Raw genomic sequence first — 17,203 nt, forward strand, 5'->3', positions numbered from 1 at the left:
CACCTCGCTCAGGAAGACTTCCTCACTCGGAGGTACCACTCGCACAGCAGCCTGACCTGCTTTTCCGTGTAGCCCTTTTCCACCATGCGATCCACGAAGCTCTGGTGTTTCGTCTTGTCCTCGGCCGAAGCCTTGGCGTTGAACGAAATCACCGGCAGCAGATCTTCCGTATTCGAGAACATCTTCTTCTCGATCACTTCGCGCAGCTTTTCATAGCTGGTCCAGGTCGGGTTGCGGCCATTGTTATTGGCGCGCGCCCGCAGCACGAAGTTAACGATCTCGTTGCGGAAGTCCTTCGGATTCGCGATCCCCGCCGGCTTCTCAATCTTTTCCAGCTCGTCGTTCAACGCGCTGCGGTCGAAGCTTTCGCCCGTTTCCGGATCACGGAATTCTTCGTCCTGAATCCAGCAATCGGCAAACGTGACGTAGCGGTCAAAGATGTTCTGGCCATACTCCGAATACGATTCCAGATAGGCCGTCTGAATTTCCTTGCCGATGAATTCCGCATAACGCGGCGCCAGGAACCCCTTGATGAATTCAAGATACCGGCGGCGGATTTCTTCCGGATAGTCTTCGCGCCCGATACGTTGCTCAAGCACATACATCAGGTGCACCGGATTTGCGGCCACCTCGGTCTGGTCGTAATTGAAGACGCTGGACAGGATCTTGTACGCGAAGCGCGTAGACACCCCGTTCATGCCTTCATCGGTACCCGCGTAGTCCTTGTACTCTTGCAGCGCCTTGGCCTTCGGGTCCACGTCCTTCAGGCTTTCGCCGTCATAGACGCGCAACTTGGAATAGATGCTGGAGTTTTCCGGTTCCTTCAGACGCGTCAGCACCGAGAACTGAGCCATCATATCCAGCGTTCCCGGCGCGCACGGGGCGGCCGACAACGAGCTGTGATGCAACAGCTTTTCGTAGATGCGGACTTCTTCAGACACCTGCAAGCAATACGGCACCTTGACGATGTAGATACGATCAAGGAACGCTTCGTTGTGCTTGTTGTTGCGGAAGGTCTGCCATTCGGATTCGTTCGAGTGGGCCAGGATCGTGCCGTTGAACGGAATCGCGGAAAAGCCCTCGGTGCCCTTGAAGTTGCCTTCCTGCGTGGCCGTCAGCAGCGGGTGCAGCATCTTGATCGGGGCCTTGAACATTTCCACGAATTCCAGCAGCCCCTGGTTCGCCAGGCACAAGCCTCCGGAATAGCTGTACGCGTCCGGGTCGTCCTGCGAATGTCGATCCAGCTTTCGGATGTCGACCTTACCGACCAGCGAGGAAATGTCCTGGTTGTTTTCGTCGCCCGGTTCGGTCTTTGCAATGGCCACTTGACGCAACACCGACGGGTTCAAGCGCACGACACGGAATTGCGAGATGTCGCCGTCGAACTCCTTCAGCCGCTTGACCGCCCACGGCGACATGATGCCCGTCAGGTACCGGCGCGGAATGCCGTATTCCTGTTCAAGCGTGTCGCCAAAACGTTCCGGATGAAACAAGCCCAGCGGCGATTCGTTAACGGGAGAGCCTTGCAGGGCATAGATGGGATAGCTTTCCATCAGGGCCTTCAGCCGTTCGGCGATGGACGACTTACCGCCACCGACGGGGCCCAGCAGATAAAGGATTTGCTTGCGCTCTTCCAGCCCTTGCGCGGCGTGTTTGAAGAACGCGACGATCTGACCGATCACGTCCTCCATGCCGTAGAACTCCTGAAACGCCGGATAGCGCCGGATGGTCCGGTTGGAAAACAAACGCGAAAGACGTGGGTCGTTGCGCGTATCCACGACTTCGGGTTCGCCGATCGCCGCCAGCATGCGCTCAGCGGGGCTGGCATACGCCATGGGATCACGTTTGGCGAGGTTCAGATATTCCTCAAGAGAAAGCTCTGACTCTTGCTCTCTTGCATACTGCGACTTGAAGCCTTCGACGATGTTTTGCACGGAAACCTCCTACAACACGCGAAAAATTCACTACGCCTACGTGTCCCCATTGTGCCTTAGCGCCTACGCATTGCCAGTCAATCTCGCGTTTGGCGTTGTCGGCCAGTTGTTATGTTGCTTTCGCCACACATCAACCATGAAGCACGGTCGGACCCTTTCCATTTAGGCTGCACGCGCCTGACACAAGTTCCGTCAGGGAATGCAACTTACGTGAATAAGTTAACTCGCTCGTCTTCAGCATATTGCTATGGCAGCCATGCGTGGTGCGACCGCACATGAAATGGACGGCAATGATTTGAAGGGATGAGCGATATCCCGGTGGATTCTTATGATTCGAGCAGTTGCTCGATGCGCCCGCCATGCGATGGCGGCGGGCGTTCTGAAGAGCGCGTTGCGCTTCATTCAGCAGCGTGCCGGATCGGTTATGAAACAGCGCCGATACCGCGGCACGGGAATCCGTGGTGACGTGGGCGCATAGCACTGTGCGGTGATGGCCGCAGGCAAAAATCGCCAAGTCATGTGTCTATGCTAAAGCCAATTGACGGTTTTGTGGCAATTCATTTGGCGGTTCGATCAAAATCGTAATGCGGGTTTTCAGCAGTCATTCGCCGCGTCAACTACGGTCGCAAATTTCGCCGCAATTGCCGTGCCGAACACGACGCGAAGCATCGTCAATGCGTCGTGCAAGACGTGATTGGCAGCCGCCTGGGACGAGTGCTAGCACCTTGTCTTGAAGGTGCGACGATGTTCAAACAAAGACCGCATCAAGCCAACGTCGACAACGCAACGCGCCGCGTCAGTTCGCGCCAGGTGGCTTGAACGCGTGCGCGCAGACGCAGATCCGAGCCCACCATAACGCTGTCGATAAACTCGTAGCGGCGCGCGGCATCCAGGTGCTCAAGCATGGGCAAACGAACCATGCCCGCCGCATCGCCAAGCAATACGGGCGCCAGGTACAACAGCAATTCGTCGACGCAGCCTGCGGCAACCAACGCGCCGCTCAGGCCCGCGCCGGCCTCGACGTGCACTTCGTTGAACTCGGCTTGCGCGAACCAGCGCATCATGCCGGCAAGGTCCACGCGGCCCGGCATGGCGCCCGGCATGTAAACCACACGCGCATTCTTCTCGGCCAGGCGCCCGGCCTTGGCGGCATCTTCGCGCGCGGTGAAGAGAATTACCGGCCCTCCATCGAACAGGCGGGCATCTTCGGGAATGGAAAACTGGCCATCCACGACCGCTTTGCGCGGCTGGCGCGGCGTGTCGACCTCCCGCACATTCAGCAGCGGATTGTCTTTCATCACGGTGCCCATCCCGGTCAGCACGACGCAACTGCGCGCACGCCACCGGTGGCCGTCGGCGCGGGCTTCGGGACCGGTGATCCATTGGGACATCCCGTTATGCAGCGCGCTGCGCCCATCCAGCGACGCCGCCATCTTCATCCACACCCAGGGCAGACCCCGGCTCATGCGTGAAATAAAACCGGCATTCAGCGCAAGCGCCTCTTGCTCGCACACGCCCGTCGTCACCTGGATGCCGGCGGCACGCAAGCGCGCCAGCCCCTGTCCGTTGACCAGCGGGTTGGGGTCGCCAATGGCCACGACCACGCGCGCCGGCCGGGCCGCCAGCACGGCATCAACACAGGGCGGCGTACGCCCGAAATGGCTGCAGGGCTCAAGCGTGACATACAGCGTGGCACCCGTTACGTCGTTGCCACGCGCCTTGGCGTCTCGCAGCGCGCCGATTTCGGCATGAGGGCCGCCCGGAGGCTGCGTGGCGCCCTCCCCCAGCACACGGCCATCCCGGACGATGACGCAGCCGACGCGCGGGTTGGGCGCGGTGGTGTAAAGCACGCTTTCGGCCAGGGCCAGGGCGCGCTGCATCCAGGAAATATCGTTGGGATCGCTTGGGGTCGTCATGGCGGAATTGTATGTCCGGCGACGCGCATGCGGTCGTTCCGACGCGATGCGGATAGGGGTAAGCTGCTGCCGGGGCCTTTGCAACAGGAATGTCCGTTTTGGGCCGATAACTGGCCCGGGAATGGCTCGCCGACCGCCGCAAGGCGTCGCAAAATACCGCCACCCCCTCAAAAACCCTAGGCCTGGAGCCCGGACCATGAAACAAGCACTGATCGTCATCGACGTCCAAGAGTCTTTCCGGCAACGTCCGTTTTGGGACGAAACCGAATACCCCGCGTTCCTCACGCAACTCCAAGGCCTGATCGACGCGGCCCGCGCCAAGGACATTCCGGTGCTGCAGGTGTTTCACAAAAGCCCGTCGGACGATGCGTCCAACCCGTTCTCGCTGGCGTCGGGACACGTCAAGACGCTTGCCGAACTGCGTATTTCGCCCACCGCCGTCTTCCACAAAACCGTGCATTCGTCGCTGTTTGCGGTCGATGCCAACGGCGCAACGCTGCACGACTGGCTGCGTGAACACGGCGTGGAAGGCGTCATCGTCAGCGGCATCCGTACCGAACAATGCTGCGAAACCACGTCGCGCCACGCCAGCGACGCGGGCTTCAAAGTGGTGTTCCCGACGGACGCCACCCTGACCTTCGCGATGCAAAGCCCATCGGGCAAGCATTACAGCCCGGCCGAAATTCGCGACCATACCGAACTGGTGTTGAACGGTCGGTTCGCGCGCATTGCGCGGGCAGCGGACGCGCTGGCCGGCTAATAGAAGGCGTCCCCGCCATGATTCCGGTGTATTTCGTTCTACCCCGCGGCATAGTTCTTTTGGACTTGGCCGGGCCGGCGGAAGCGTTCCGCGTGGCCAACAAGCTGTGCCCGGGTACGTTCGAACAGCATTTTTGCGGCCCCACGCCGGAAGTGGAAAGCGGGATTGCCGGCTTGCATCTGGCGCGCATCCGGCCACTGCCGTCGGCGCTGCCGGCCAATGCGCTGGTCATTATTTCGGGCGTGGTCGGCCAGCACACCCGTTTGGAGGACGCTGACGCGCACGCCATCATCAAATGGCTGGCCGTACGCCACCCCGCGGACGGCTTTACGCTGATGACGGTGTGCGCGGGCGCGCTGTTCGCGGCGTCGGCGGGGTTGACCCGCCAGCGCGACTGCACCACCCACCACTCATGCCTGGCGCAATTGACCGGCATTGATCCCAGCGCCCGCGTGCACAACAACCGCATCTTCATCGAAGACGGCAACCTGGTCAGCAGCGCCGGCATTACAGCGGGCATCGACTTGGCGCTGCATATGGTCGCGCGTCATTGTGGGCCGCGCGTGGCCAGCGAGGTCGCGCGCGAGATGGTCGTCTATCAGCGCCGCGCAGGCACCGATACCGCGCTGTCGCCCTGGCTGGAACACCGCAGCCACATGCACCCGACCGTGCACCGCGTGCAGGACGCGGTGATCCGCGATCCCGCCGCCCCGTGGTCCGCGCAATCGCTGGCGGACCAGGCGCACACCAGCCCGCGGCACCTGACACGGTTGTTTCGCGAGCATGCCGGCTGCACACCGATGGACTACCTGTACCAGATCCGGGTGGCGCTGGCGCGCGACTTGCTGCGCGAAACGCGGCTGGACCTGGAACGCGTGGCCGAAAAATCCGGGTTCGGGTCCGCCCAGCACATGCGCCGCGTGTGGCGAAAATTTCAGCCGCAATCCCCCAGCCTGGCGCGATCGACTCCCATGCAATAGCGGCGCCGAAGCGCCGCTATTCCACCGCCATATCGCCACCAGGCGCCAACGCTGATTTATTCCTTGCGCAGCTTGCCGGGCAGCAGCGGGCCTTGCATCTCGCGAATGGCCTCGACGAATTCGCCGATGTCCTCGAAGCTTTTGTAGACCGAGGCAAAGCGCACGTACGCCACTTTGTCCAGCTTGCGCAGTTCGTTCATGACCAGCTCGCCGATGTGCTCGGACGGCACCTCGCGTAGCCCGCTGGCCAGCAATTGCTCTTCGATGCGCGCGACCGCGGCGTCCACGTCTTCGGTGCTGACGGGGCGCTTGCGCAGCGCCAGGCTGAGGCTGGCGCGCAGCTTGACGGGATCGTAGTCGCTGCGGCTGCCATTGCGCTTCACGATGGAAGGCATGGCGAGCTCCACCCGTTCATAGGTGGTGAATCGCTTGTCACAGGACAGGCAACGGCGGCGGCGACGAATGGCGTCGCCCTCTTCCGAAACCCGGCTGTCGACGACCTGCGTTTCGGCATTGCCGCAAAATGGACACCGCATGTGTGTTCCCTATAGGCACGAATAGCAAAATTTGAGCATATTGTAACGACGCGCCCGTGGGAAGCGCCGACAGGGATTAATTTGTCCCTCTTATTTTTTTGAATTGCGCGAGGATACCGCAGTACCGCGCAAAGCAAAGGGACGGCGCCTTGCGGGGCCGTCCCTTTGTTCGTCGCCCGCGCGGCGGACCGCGCAGGGTGACTGTTTACCGCGTATGGCTTAACGCTTGCCGTACACAGGCAGGCGCGAGGTCAGTTCATTGACGCGGGCGCGCACGGCGGCGATGTTGGCTTCGTCGCGCGGGTTGTCCAGCACGTCGGCGATCAGGTTGGCGGTGAGTTCGGCCTCGGCTTCAGTGAAGCCGCGCGTTGTCATGGCCGGCGTGCCCAGGCGGATGCCGCTGGTCACGAAGGGCTTTTCCGGGTCGTTCGGGATGGCGTTCTTGTTGACCGTGATGTGAGCCTGGCCCAACACGGCTTCCGCTTCCTTGCCCGTGATGCCCTTGGAGCGCAGGTCAACCAACATGACGTGGCTTTCCGTACGGCCGGACACAATGCGCAGGCCGCGCTTGACCAGCGTGTCCGCCAGCACCTTGGCGTTCTTGACGACTTGCTGCGCGTAATCCTTGAAGCCGGGTTCCAGCGCTTCCTTGAAGGCTACGGCCTTGCCGGCGATGACGTGCATCAGCGGGCCGCCTTGAATGCCGGGGAAGATGGCCGAATTGATGATCTTCTCGTGCTCGGCTTTCATCATGATGACGCCACCGCGCGGGCCGCGCAGCGACTTGTGCGTGGTCGACGTGACGAAGTCGGCATGGGGAACCGGATTGGGATAAGCGCCGCCGGCGACCAGGCCCGCGTAGTGGGCGATGTCGACCATGAACAGCGCGCCGTTCTCGCGAGCGATGCGGGCCATGCGTTCGAAGTCGATGTGCAGGGCGTACGCCGACGCGCCGGCCACGATCAGCTTGGGCTTGTGTTCCTTGGCCAGCTGCTCGACTTGCGCGTAGTTCAGGACTTCATTTTCGTCCAAACCGTACGAGATGAAGTTGTACAGCTTGCCGGACGCGTTGACCGACGCGCCGTGCGTCAGGTGACCGCCTTCGGCCAGGCTCATGCCCAGCACGGTGTCGCCCGGCTTGAGCACAGCCATGTAGACGCCCTGGTTGGCTTGCGAGCCGGAATTCGGCTGCACGTTGGCGGCTTCAGCGCCAAAAATCTGCTTCAGGCGGTCGATAGCCAGCTGCTCGACCACGTCCACGTATTCGCAACCGCCGTAGTAACGCTTGCCCGGGTAGCCTTCGGCGTACTTGTTCGTGAGCTGCGTGCCTTGGGCTTCCATGACGGCCGGGCTGGCGTAGTTCTCCGAAGCGATCAGCTCAATGTGCTGCTCTTGGCGAACGTCTTCCTTCTGGATGGCGGCCCAAACGTCCGGGTCAGCCTTGGACAAGGTAAGGTTGCGGTCAAACATGACGGGGGATTCCTGAGGCGGTAAGAGAGGAGAAAGCAGTGTCGGGTGGGTAAACCCGAAGAATCTGCGTAGTTTACCGCGTCAGCCGGAATCGATTACCGCCAAAATACGCCGAAGGCAGGCAATTTTCGGCCGACGGGCGTGAAAACCACGGCGCCGGCTAGCGGCGGAAAATCCCGCTCATGCCGACTTGAAGAAGATTCATGCAAGCGCGCCAATAAAAAGGGACACATAAGTACGAGCCGCGCAAAACGATGCCGGGCGGAACAAGGCCGCATAAAAAAAGGGCCGCACTCGGCGTGCGGCCCTCTCGGTTCATGCAACGGCGTCAGGTCGCTGACGTTGCGCCGATCTGTTTAGGCGCCAGCCGCGGGTTCAGCGTGTAGGTGCCGGTGACCGAGGCCTGTGCCAGCACGTGCTTTTGCATGGCGCGCAGCGCGTCTTCGCCCGTGAACGAGCCGTTCAGGTTCAGGCTCTGGACGTCCAGCGCATATAGCGTGAACACATAGCGGTGCACGATGGAATCGTTCCAGGGCGGGCACGGACCGTCGTAGCCGAAATAGTCGCCGCTCATGTCGTGATCGTTGGCGAACCAGGACGAATACGAGTTGATCCCCTGGCGGGCGTCCATCGGCGCCAGCGGGCCGCCCTTTCCGCGCGGCGTGATGCCATTGGAGAACGCGCCTTCGTCGATTTCCCGCAGATCCGCCGGCAGGTCCACCAGCACCCAATGGAAAAAATCAACGCGCGGCAGGTCGGCGGGCACTTCGCGGCCGTCCTGATTGACGTCATCGGGCTGCGACGGCACGTCCGGATCATGGCAGATCAACGCGAACGACTGCGTTCCCGCCGGGACGTCGTCCCAGGAAAACTGCGGGTTGTAGTTGTCTGCCAGCGCGACGTGCGATTGCGCATCGACTTTGCCGAACGCGTAACGCTCGGGAATCGACTCGTGATCGGAAAAAGACAAACTCGAAAGTTTCATGTCGTGCTCCTTGAAATGCCGCAAAGGCGTACCAGCCTTCGTCCGTACCCTCAGCGTATCAAAACTTCGCAATCATGGGTTCAAGTTAACACGCGCGAACTTGCGCTTGCCCACTTGCACCACGTAGGTGCCCGCAGGCAATTGCAACGATTTATCTTCCACCCGATCGCCATTGACTCGCACCCCGCCCTGCTCGACGTTGCGCTGCGCCTCGGAACCGGATGCGACCAGGCCGGCCTCGCGCAGCAGCTTCAGGATACCGACGGGCGCGCCGCCGATATTCACCTCAGGCATGTCTTCGGGGATGGCGCCGTCACGGAAGCGCGCCTCGAACGACGCCAGCGCATCGTCCGCCGCTTTGGCGGAATGAAAGCGCGTGATGATTTCCTGAGCCAGCATGACTTTGGCATCACGCGGGTTGCGGCCGCCATCCGTCTCTTGCTTGAGGGCGGCGATGTCTTCCAGCGAGCGGAACGACAGCAGTTCGAAGTAGCGCCACATCAGCGTGTCGGAAATGGACATCAGCTTGCCGAACATCGAATCGGGCGACTCCGAAATGCCGATGTAGTTGCCCTTGGACTTGGACATTTTCTCGACGCCGTCGGTACCGACCAGCAGCGGCATCGTCAAAATGCACTGGGGCTCCTGGCCATATTCCTTTTGCAGCTCGCGCCCGACCAGCAGGTTGAATTTCTGATCGGTGCCCCCCAGCTCCAGATCGGACTTCAGCGCCACGGAGTCATAGCCTTGCATCAGCGGATACAGGAATTCGTGCACCGAAATCGGGATGCCACCCTTGAAACGCTTGGTGAAATCCTCGCGTTCCATCATGCGGGCAACCGTATAACGGGACGCCAGCTGGATCATGCCCCGAGCGCCCAGCGGATCGCACCATTCCGAGTTGTAGCGAATTTCAGTGCGCGCCGGATCCAGCACCAGACTGGCCTGCGCGTAGTACGTCTTGGCGTTGGATTCGATCTGCTCACGCGTGAGCGGCGGGCGGGTGCTGTTGCGGCCGCTGGGGTCGCCGATGGTCGAAGTGAAATCGCCGATCAGGAAGATGACGTTGTGCCCAAGGTCCTGTAACTGGCGCATCTTGTTCAACACCACCGTGTGGCCCAGATGGATGTCGGGCGCGGTGGGGTCCAGCCCCAATTTGATGCGCAGCGACACACCGGTGGCGCGGCTCTTGGCCAGCTTGCGCGCGAATTCGGATTCAACCAGCAGTTCGTCGCAACCGCGCTTCGCTATACGCAGATCAGCTTCGACTTCAGGAGTGATAGGGGCTTCAGAGGGAGACATGGCAGGGGGACCAAAGCGGCTTCAGCCGACAAAAAGGTGTAAAAAGTGACGAAAACTATCGAAAATTCTAGCCGAATCAGCTAGGATACCGCCCAATCATACGCAACTGCCATATATACGCAGTTGTGGTTCGGTCTACCACCCGTTGTTCACAAGATGCGCCCCGCGCCAGCCCTTGCCCCGGATATCGTGGCGCGCGGGGGCCGTTCGTGTCACGCACCCTGCGAGCTCATGCCACCTGAGAGGGTATCTTCACGATGAATCGTGGCCTCCACGAACTGGCGAGTAGCATCAAGCGCAAAGTTGCTGCCCTGTTTGCGCCCGTTGAGCCCAAGCCGCATCGCTCGGGACTTTTCCGTCGCACTGTTCTCGTCACCGCTATTGGTCTGTTTGCCGGCGCCGCCGCCCTGGGCATGGTGCAGCAACCCGACCGCTCCGAACTCCCCCCGTCCCGCATCATCCAGAGCGTTCTGCCGTTGACCGCCGAGCAGGTCGAAGTCAGCACGCCCAGCGCCGCGCCGTACATCAGCGAAACCCGCATTCGCTCCGGCGACACGCTGGCCGCGGTGTTGCAGCGGCTGGAGCTGGACGCGCCCAGCCTGCAAACGTTCCTGACCCATGACGCCAGCGCTCGCAGCATCTACAAGCTGTACCCGGGCCGCTCGGTGCAGGCCGCCACGGACGAACAGGGCAACCTGATCTGGCTGCGTTACATCCACACGCCGGGCAACGAGACGGACGGCCAGGTCGTCACGCGCATGTTGCACGTCGCCCCTGCCGGCGAGACCTACAAGGCCGAGGAAATCACCGAAAGCACCGAGCGCCAGACGCGCGTTGCCGTGGGCACGATCAAGTCGTCGCTCTTTGGCGCGACGGACTCCGCCGGCATTCCTGACTCGGTCACCATGCAGATGGCCGACATCCTCAGCGCCAAGATCGACTTCCTGCGGGACCTGCGCCAAGGCGACCAATTCCGCGTGGTCTACGAAGTTCGCTCGCACGACGGGCGCTATGCCGGCGCGGGCCGCGTGCTGGCCCTGGAATTCATCAACGGCGGCAAGACGTACAACGCCGTCTGGTTCAGCCCCGATGAAAAATCCGGTTCGTACTACGACTTCGACGGCACCAGCCTGCGCGGCGCCTTCTTGCGCACTGCGTTGAAGTTCAGCCGCATCAGCTCCACGTTCGGCATGCGCATGCACCCCATCCACAAAACGTGGACGGGTCACAAGGGCGTGGACTACGCCGCGCCCTCGGGCACGCCGATCCACGCCACGGCGGACGGCACGGTCGAGTTCTCGGGCTGGCAGAACGGTTACGGCAACGTCGTCATCGTGAAGCATCACGGTAAGTATTCGACGTTGTACGCGCACCAGAGCCGCATCGCCGAAGGCATTACCAAGGGCTCCAAGATCTCGCAGGGCCAACTGCTGGGCTATGTCGGCTCCACCGGCTGGGCCACCGGCCCGCACCTGCATTACGAGTTCCGCGTGGACAACCAGCCGATCGACCCGCTGGCCGTAGACCTGCCTGTTGCGCGTGCCCTGGAACCCGCTGAACTACGTGCGTTCAACAATGCCGTGGCGCCCTACAAGCAACAGATCCAGCTGCTGACCCAGTTCCAGCAGACGCTGCCCGACGCGTTGACCAACGTGGCCAGCCGCTAGGCGGCCAGACCCGCAAACGTCCAGAAAGGCGGCCCGTGCAGACTCTGCCGGCCGCCTTTTTCTTTTTAACGAGGCGCCCGTGAACTCCACTTCAACCGCATCGCCCGCCGGACAAGGGCTTTATATCGGCTTGATGTCCGGCACCAGCGTCGACGGCGTGGACGGCGTGCTGGTGCGCCTGGCGCAGGCGCAGCCGCCCCAAGTGCTGGCCAGCGCCAGCCTGCCCATGCCGGAAAATCTGCGGCGCGAGCTCTTGGCGCTGAACGTGTCCGGCAACGATGAGCTGGCTCGCGCCGCCTTGGCCGCGAATGCGCTTGCCCGGCTGTATGCCCAGGCGGTGTCCGCGCTGCTTCAAGACGCCGGAGCGAACGCCAGCGATGTGATTGCCATCGGCGCGCACGGCCAAACCGTCAGGCACCGCCCCGACAGCGGGTATACGGTGCAATTGAACGCGCCGGCGCTGCTTGCCGAACTGACGGGGATTGACGTGGTGGCGGATTTTCGCAGCCGCGACGTGGCCGCCAGAGGCCAGGGCGCCCCGTTGGTGCCTCCCTTTCACGCGGCGATATTCGGCGCGCCGCATGGCCGTGCCGTCCTGAACCTGGGCGGCATCGCCAACGTCACCCTGCTTGTTCCGGGCCAGCCCGTGCGCGGCTTCGATACCGGCCCCGCGAACGTATTCCTGGACGCGTGGTGTCAGCGTCACCTGGGCCAACCGTACGACGCAGACGGCCGCTGGGCCGCCACCGGCCAGGTGGTGGCGCCGCTGCTGGAACAATTGATCGCCAGCGAGCCGTGGTTTGCGCTGCCCGCGCCCAAGTCCACCGGGCGGGACTTGTTCAACCTGCAATGGCTTGATGATCGCCTGGCCGCCTTTGACGGCCCCAAGCCCGCGCCCCAGGACGTGCAGGCCACGCTGCAACGCCTGACAGCCCGCACCGTGGCAAACGCCATCGACGCAGCGGCGGCGGGCACACAGGACGTTTTCGTATGCGGAGGAGGCGCGCGCAACGCGGGCCTGATGCAAGAACTGGCGTACTGCCTGCAACGGCCCGTACAGCCAACCGACGCGCTGGGCGTGCCGGCACAACAGGTCGAGGCGCTGGCGTTCGCGTGGCTGGCGCAGGCTTTCGTGCAGCGGCGGCCGGCCGGACATCCCGCGGTGACGGGGGCACTGGGGGCGCGTATTCTGGGCGCGCTGTATCCGGCCTGATCGCGCGGCCAATGCAATGCAAAAAGCCCTTCGGCATGCCGAAGGGCTTTTACTTTCCTGCCAGGGTTATTACACCGAGAACGAGGAACCGCAGCCGCACGTAGTGCTGGCGTTGGGATTGCGGATGACGAATTGCGCGCCTTCCAGGTCTTCTTTGTAGTCGATTTCGGCACCGACCAGGTACTGGAAGCTCATCGGGTCAACCAGCAGTTGGACGCCAGCCTTGTCCAGCACGGTGTCGTCTTCGTTGACGACTTCGTCGAACGTGAAGCCGTACTGGAAACCCGAACAGCCGCCACCTTGGACAAAGACGCGCAGCTTCAGATCAGGGTTGCCTTCTTCGGCCAGCAAATCCTTCACTTTGGCGGCAGCCGAGTCGGTAAAGACCAGGGGCACAGGCGGGGCGGCCTGAAGATCGACGGTTTCGGTTACTGCATTCATGGTTCACTCCTGGCCGGGTCGGCCATATTTCGGTGAGCGGCAACGGCGCTCGCATAGTGTCACTATAGCGCAGGGCTTGACTAGACTCAAAGTTCCAGTTTGACACTTCGCGAGGCGCGGACGGTTTCGCCTTCCAGGACGCTGACGGTCACGCTTTCGGGGACAAATCCCTCGGGTACGGCCAGGATGCCCTGGCTGCGTTGGTACTGATCGAACTGCAATGCCAGCGAAGCCGCCGTGGTGGTTTCGCCTGTGGCGGTTACGGGGCCGGTCTCGGCCCTGACCTGCATCGGCGCCAGGTCCACGGTAACGGTTTCGCCCTTGAGCACGCCCGTGGCTTGAAACCGCAACGCGCCCGCAAACGGCGTGCCGCCATTGCGGCCACTACGCATCAGCAGGACTTTGTAGCGCAGGCCGCCGCCTTCACGGTCAATCTGCACGCCTCGAATATCCACCGACCCCTCCGGGCCGGCGGGCAACAATTGTTCGTAGAACGCCAACTGATCGCGTACCCGACCGACCTCGGCCTGGACCACGCGCAACTGCGTTTCAAGCTCTTGCCGGGCCGATCGTTCGATGACGAGTTCGCCGTCCGCCGTATCGAGCTGGCTTTGCGTGTAGCGCAGCTGCGCGCTTTGCTGGCGCATGGCCTCTGCCTGCGCCTCGGCCTGTTGTGTGCTGATCACCAAGGCGTCCGACGGACGAGCTTGGCGCAGCGCATAGCCATAACCGACGGCGCCTCCCAGCAGCACGCCAATCAGCAGCCCCGCGAATATGCGCAGCATCCCGCCGGCGGGGCGGGATGGCGGGTGGGAGGACGGGGCGTCGACGGACATAAAGCGCGCAGGGCCGGCCGCTTGCGCAGGCGGCCCGTGCAAAGCCTCAAGGCAGGATAGCCACCTGATCCAGGCCCGTGGATTCGGCAATGCCGAACATCAGGTTCATGTTCTGCACAGCCTGTCCGGCGGCGCCCTTGACCAGATTGTCCTGCACGACCATGACGATCAGCAGGTCACCGTTGTCAGGGCGGCTCAGGGCGATGCGCAGGTTGTTGGACGCGCGCACGGACCGGGTCTCGGGCAGGCTGCCGGCGGGCATGACGTCAACGAAAGGCTCGTTGGCGTAACGCTGTTCGAACAGGGCCTGGAAGTCGGTGTCGCGCGCTTCGGGCAGGATGCGCGCGTACAACGTCGAGAACATGCCGCGGATCATCGGCACCAGGTGCGGCACGAACGTCAGGCCGACCTTGCCGCCGGCAATCTTTTCCAGCTGCGACGAGATTTCCGGGTGGTGACGGTGACCCGACACGCCATATGCCTTGAAGTTGTCGGACGCTTCGGAGAACAGCGAGCCAACCTCGGCCTTGCGCCCAGCGCCCGACACGCCCGACTTGCAGTCGGCAATCAGGGATTGCGTGTCGACCAGGGCCTTGCCGCCTTCCAGCAACGGGGCCAAGCCCAGCAGCACCGTGGTCGGGTAGCAGCCGGGGTTGCCGATCACGCGGGCCTTGGCGATGGCTTCGCGGTTCAGTTCAACCAGGCCGTACTGCGCTTCAGCCAGGATATCGGGACACGTGTGGGGGATCTTGTACCAACGCTCGAACGTCGGGATGTCTTGCAGGCGGAAATCCGCCGCCAGATCGATGATGCGGGTGCCCGCGGCCAACAGCTCTTGCGCTTGCGCCATCGCCACGCCGTGCGGGGTCGCGAAAAACACCACGTCGCATTCGGTCAGCGACGCCTTTTCCGGCGCGGAGAAGGCCAAATTCACGCGGCCGCGCAGGTTCGGATACATATCAGCGACCGGCAAGCCGTCTTCCTTGCGGGAAGTGATGGCGGTCAATTCCACATTGGGATGCTGCGACAGCAAGCGCAGTAGCTCGACGCCGGTGTATCCGGTGCCGCCGACAATACCAACCTTGATACGGGTATTCGATGCTTGGGCCATGATAGGTATGAACTCTTCGTAGGACGAAAACAGATTGTATCGCCCGGAGAATACAGGGTTGCGCCGACGCAAGCATCGCGACGGGCGATCTAGACTCATCCGACCGAAAAAGGCGGCGCGGAGTTCCGCGTTGCAGAAGGCGAGCAGGACAAATCGGACACCTGCCCGCCGTCAACGCCCAAAAACAAAAAACCCGCCGAAGCGGGTTTTTTGCAGCAACATTAACGCTTGCTGAACTGCTTGCGACGACGTGCCTTGCGGAAGCCGACCTTCTTACGTTCGACTTCGCGGGCATCGCGGGTCACAAAGCCAGCTTGCGACAGTGCGGGCTTCAGGGTCGCGTCGTAGTCGATCAGGGCACGCGTGATGCCGTGACGGACTGCGCCAGCCTGGCCGGTTTCACCGCCGCCGTGGACGTTGACTTTGATGTCGAACGATTCCAGGTGGCCGGTCAGTTCCAGCGGTTGGCGCACGATCATGCGACCAGTTTCGCGGGCGAAGAAATCGTCAACGGGCTTGCCGTTGACAACGATCTTACCCGTGCCCTTCTTGATGAAAACGCGAGCCACCGAAGTTTTGCGACGGCCGGTTCCGTAATTCCAGTTACCGATCATGGCGTTTCCTTAGATATCCAGCGTCTTGGGCTGCTGGGCGGTGTGCGGGTGCTCGGCACCAGCATAGACCTTCAGCTTCTTGATCATGGCGTAGCCCAGAGGACCCTTGGGCAGCATGCCCTTGACGGCCTTCTGAATGGCGCGACCGGGAAAACGCTCTTGCATTTTCTCGAAGTTCGTTTCGCGGATACCGCCCGGGTACGTGGTGTGGCGGAAGTACTTCTTGTCCTTCGCCTTGGTACCGGTAACGACGATATCGGAAGCGTTGATGATGACGATGTAATCGCCAGTATCAACGTGCGGCGTGAATTCAGGTTTGTGCTTGCCACGCAGACGACGTGCGACTTCGCTGGCCACACGACCGAGGACTTTGCCCTTGGCGTCGATCACAAACCAGTCACGTTGGACTTCATGCGGCTTGGCCACAAAGGTCTTCATGATGGTTCCTAAGAATAAAAAGTTCTTGCTGACTAGAACGTCTAGCCAGTGTTCTTTCCCAGACTGGGCAAAACCTACAACCAGCAACCTACAACCAGCAACCAGCAACCTACTACCTGAACCCTGATGAACGAGCCACCCGTGATATTCAGATCGGGGTTTGCCTATGGTTTTGCCTTTGGTTTTTGCCCTTGGTTTTTGCCTTTATCGACGTCCCGCCTAAGCGTTATTACCCGCCCGTGCAATAGTCAAAATGAGGGAAAGCCTGAAATTCTAACACGGCTGCTCAAAGATTGGGCAAGCGAAAAGAAGTCAGGTGGCGGCTGGCCGCAAGCAACGTTGCAGCCAGCGCACAGGAAAATCCGGGGACAAATCGCCGGCGCCCGGGCCGGCGCGAGCCCGGCGCGGTCAGGCGCCCAGGTAGGCTTCCAGCACGCGCGGGTGGCCCAGCAGTTCGCGGCCCGTGCCGGTCAGCGCCATGGCGCCGTTTTCCAACACATATCCGCTTTGCGCGATCTTCAGTGCCTGACGCACGTTCTGCTCCACCAGGAACAGGGTCAGTCCATCGGCGTTGATGGCGCGCAGCGAACGGAAAATTTCCTGCACGACGATCGGCGCCAGGCCCATGGACGGTTCGTCCAGCAGCAGCAGGCGCGGCTTGGCCATCAGGGCTCGGCCAATGGCCAGCATCTGTTGTTCGCCACCCGACAGGTTGCCGGCAATGCCCGTGATCCGCTCTTTCAGGCGCGGAAACAGGTTGAACACGTATTCCAGGTCGGAAGCCACGTTCTTCAGGCCACGGCGGTACGCGCCCAGCTCCAGGTTTTCCAGCACCGTCATGGTGGTCAGGATGGCGCGGCCTTCCGGCACCTGCACGATCCCGCGCGCCACCAGTTGGTGGGGCGCCAGGTTGGTGATGTCTTCGCCTTCGAACAGGACTCGGCCGCGCGCCTTGGGCAACAGGCCCGACAGCGCCAGCAGCGTGGTGGACTTGCGGGGG

Annotated in this window: 16 protein-coding genes; 4 read left to right on the forward strand and 12 right to left on the reverse strand. The window is 62.0% G+C overall.

All coding sequences use genetic code 11. The features are described from left to right. Positions 1–8 precede the first annotated feature (8 nt). Positions 9–1,925: a PrkA family serine protein kinase gene (locus ACNPP0_RS20475; protein WP_448706876.1), complete on the reverse strand. Its 1,917-nt coding sequence runs from the start codon at positions 1,923–1,925 to the stop codon at positions 9–11. Between the two features lie 773 nt (positions 1,926–2,698). Further along, positions 2,699–3,850, reverse strand: coding sequence for a bifunctional diaminohydroxyphosphoribosylaminopyrimidine deaminase/5-amino-6-(5-phosphoribosylamino)uracil reductase RibD (gene ribD / locus ACNPP0_RS20480; RefSeq protein WP_448706854.1), 1,152 nt, complete (start codon positions 3,848–3,850; stop codon positions 2,699–2,701). Between the two features lie 196 nt (positions 3,851–4,046). Between ribD and ACNPP0_RS20485 the strand changes: the two genes are divergently transcribed. After that, positions 4,047–4,610, forward strand: coding sequence for a cysteine hydrolase family protein (locus ACNPP0_RS20485; RefSeq protein WP_448706855.1), 564 nt, complete (start codon positions 4,047–4,049; stop codon positions 4,608–4,610). Positions 4,611–4,627: 17 nt separating this feature from the next. Next, a complete protein-coding gene (locus tag ACNPP0_RS20490; RefSeq protein ID WP_448706856.1) occupies positions 4,628–5,590 on the forward strand; it encodes a GlxA family transcriptional regulator in 963 nt (320 codons plus the stop codon). Positions 5,591–5,646: 56 nt separating this feature from the next. On the opposite strand, the gene nrdR is transcribed toward ACNPP0_RS20490, so the two are convergent. The 4 genes from nrdR to tyrS all read right to left on the reverse strand — a co-directional run bounded on the left by nrdR (position 5,647) and on the right by tyrS (position 9,883). Further along, positions 5,647–6,126, reverse strand: a complete 480-nt coding sequence (nrdR, locus tag ACNPP0_RS20495) for a transcriptional regulator NrdR (protein ID WP_046806113.1) — start codon at positions 6,124–6,126, stop codon at positions 5,647–5,649. 219 nt (positions 6,127–6,345) lie between these two features. After that, positions 6,346–7,596, reverse strand: coding sequence for a serine hydroxymethyltransferase (gene glyA, locus ACNPP0_RS20500; RefSeq protein WP_332612191.1), 1,251 nt, complete (start codon positions 7,594–7,596; stop codon positions 6,346–6,348). Positions 7,597–7,924: 328 nt separating this feature from the next. Beyond that, positions 7,925–8,581, reverse strand: a complete 657-nt coding sequence (locus ACNPP0_RS20505; protein WP_332612192.1) for a YbhB/YbcL family Raf kinase inhibitor-like protein — start codon at positions 8,579–8,581, stop codon at positions 7,925–7,927. A gap of 72 nt (positions 8,582–8,653) precedes the next feature. Continuing rightward, positions 8,654–9,883, reverse strand: a complete 1,230-nt coding sequence (tyrS, locus tag ACNPP0_RS20510) for a tyrosine--tRNA ligase (RefSeq protein WP_448706857.1) — start codon at positions 9,881–9,883, stop codon at positions 8,654–8,656. A gap of 257 nt (positions 9,884–10,140) precedes the next feature. Here tyrS and ACNPP0_RS20515 point away from each other — a divergent pair, with 257 nt between their 5' ends. Continuing rightward, positions 10,141–11,550, forward strand: a complete 1,410-nt coding sequence (locus tag ACNPP0_RS20515; RefSeq protein WP_448706858.1) for a M23 family metallopeptidase — start codon at positions 10,141–10,143, stop codon at positions 11,548–11,550. 79 nt (positions 11,551–11,629) lie between these two features. Next, positions 11,630–12,763 carry an anhydro-N-acetylmuramic acid kinase gene (locus ACNPP0_RS20520; protein WP_448706859.1) on the forward strand — a complete coding sequence of 378 codons (1,134 nt, stop codon included), beginning with the start codon at positions 11,630–11,632 and terminating at the stop codon, positions 12,761–12,763. A gap of 69 nt (positions 12,764–12,832) precedes the next feature. Here ACNPP0_RS20520 and erpA read toward each other — a convergent pair whose 3' ends face one another. The 6 genes from erpA to ACNPP0_RS20550 all read right to left on the reverse strand — a co-directional run. Then, positions 12,833–13,204, reverse strand: a complete 372-nt coding sequence (erpA, locus tag ACNPP0_RS20525) for an iron-sulfur cluster insertion protein ErpA (RefSeq protein ID WP_006217313.1) — start codon at positions 13,202–13,204, stop codon at positions 12,833–12,835. Between the two features lie 86 nt (positions 13,205–13,290). Continuing rightward, positions 13,291–14,040 carry a DUF6776 family protein gene (locus tag ACNPP0_RS20530; RefSeq protein ID WP_448706860.1) on the reverse strand — a complete coding sequence of 250 codons (750 nt, stop codon included), beginning with the start codon at positions 14,038–14,040 and terminating at the stop codon, positions 13,291–13,293. A gap of 46 nt (positions 14,041–14,086) precedes the next feature. Next, on the reverse strand, positions 14,087–15,151 hold the full coding sequence (argC, locus tag ACNPP0_RS20535; protein ID WP_332612198.1) for an N-acetyl-gamma-glutamyl-phosphate reductase: 1,065 nt from the start codon (positions 15,149–15,151) through the stop codon (positions 14,087–14,089). A gap of 221 nt (positions 15,152–15,372) precedes the next feature. After that, positions 15,373–15,765, reverse strand: coding sequence for a 30S ribosomal protein S9 (gene rpsI, locus ACNPP0_RS20540; protein ID WP_006217310.1), 393 nt, complete (start codon positions 15,763–15,765; stop codon positions 15,373–15,375). A 9-nt stretch (positions 15,766–15,774) separates the two neighbouring features. Beyond that, on the reverse strand, positions 15,775–16,203 hold the full coding sequence (gene rplM / locus ACNPP0_RS20545; RefSeq protein WP_006217309.1) for a 50S ribosomal protein L13: 429 nt from the start codon (positions 16,201–16,203) through the stop codon (positions 15,775–15,777). Between the two features lie 408 nt (positions 16,204–16,611). Further along, positions 16,612–17,203, reverse strand: a 592-nt coding sequence (locus tag ACNPP0_RS20550; protein ID WP_448706861.1) for a tyrosine ABC transporter ATP-binding protein, incomplete at its 5' end; no start/stop codon positions are given.

The sequence above is a fragment of the Achromobacter semiaridum genome, assembly GCF_053543755.1.

Coding starts and splice junctions, on each gene's coding strand:
- ribD (WP_448706854.1), bottom strand. CDS start 3,850: ATGACGACCCCAAGCGATCCCAACGATATTTCCTGGATGCAGCGCGCC.
- ACNPP0_RS20485 (WP_448706855.1), top strand. CDS start 4,047: ATGAAACAAGCACTGATCGTCATCGACGTCCAAGAGTCTTTCCGGCAA.
- ACNPP0_RS20490 (WP_448706856.1), top strand. CDS start 4,628: ATGATTCCGGTGTATTTCGTTCTACCCCGCGGCATAGTTCTTTTGGAC.
- nrdR (WP_046806113.1), bottom strand. CDS start 6,126: ATGCGGTGTCCATTTTGCGGCAATGCCGAAACGCAGGTCGTCGACAGC.
- glyA (WP_332612191.1), bottom strand. CDS start 7,596: ATGTTTGACCGCAACCTTACCTTGTCCAAGGCTGACCCGGACGTTTGG.
- ACNPP0_RS20505 (WP_332612192.1), bottom strand. CDS start 8,581: ATGAAACTTTCGAGTTTGTCTTTTTCCGATCACGAGTCGATTCCCGAG.
- tyrS (WP_448706857.1), bottom strand. CDS start 9,883: ATGTCTCCCTCTGAAGCCCCTATCACTCCTGAAGTCGAAGCTGATCTG.
- ACNPP0_RS20515 (WP_448706858.1), top strand. CDS start 10,141: ATGAATCGTGGCCTCCACGAACTGGCGAGTAGCATCAAGCGCAAAGTT.
- erpA (WP_006217313.1), bottom strand. CDS start 13,204: ATGAATGCAGTAACCGAAACCGTCGATCTTCAGGCCGCCCCGCCTGTG.
- ACNPP0_RS20530 (WP_448706860.1), bottom strand. CDS start 14,040: ATGTCCGTCGACGCCCCGTCCTCCCACCCGCCATCCCGCCCCGCCGGC.
- argC (WP_332612198.1), bottom strand. CDS start 15,151: ATGGCCCAAGCATCGAATACCCGTATCAAGGTTGGTATTGTCGGCGGC.
- rpsI (WP_006217310.1), bottom strand. CDS start 15,765: ATGATCGGTAACTGGAATTACGGAACCGGCCGTCGCAAAACTTCGGTG.
- rplM (WP_006217309.1), bottom strand. CDS start 16,203: ATGAAGACCTTTGTGGCCAAGCCGCATGAAGTCCAACGTGACTGGTTT.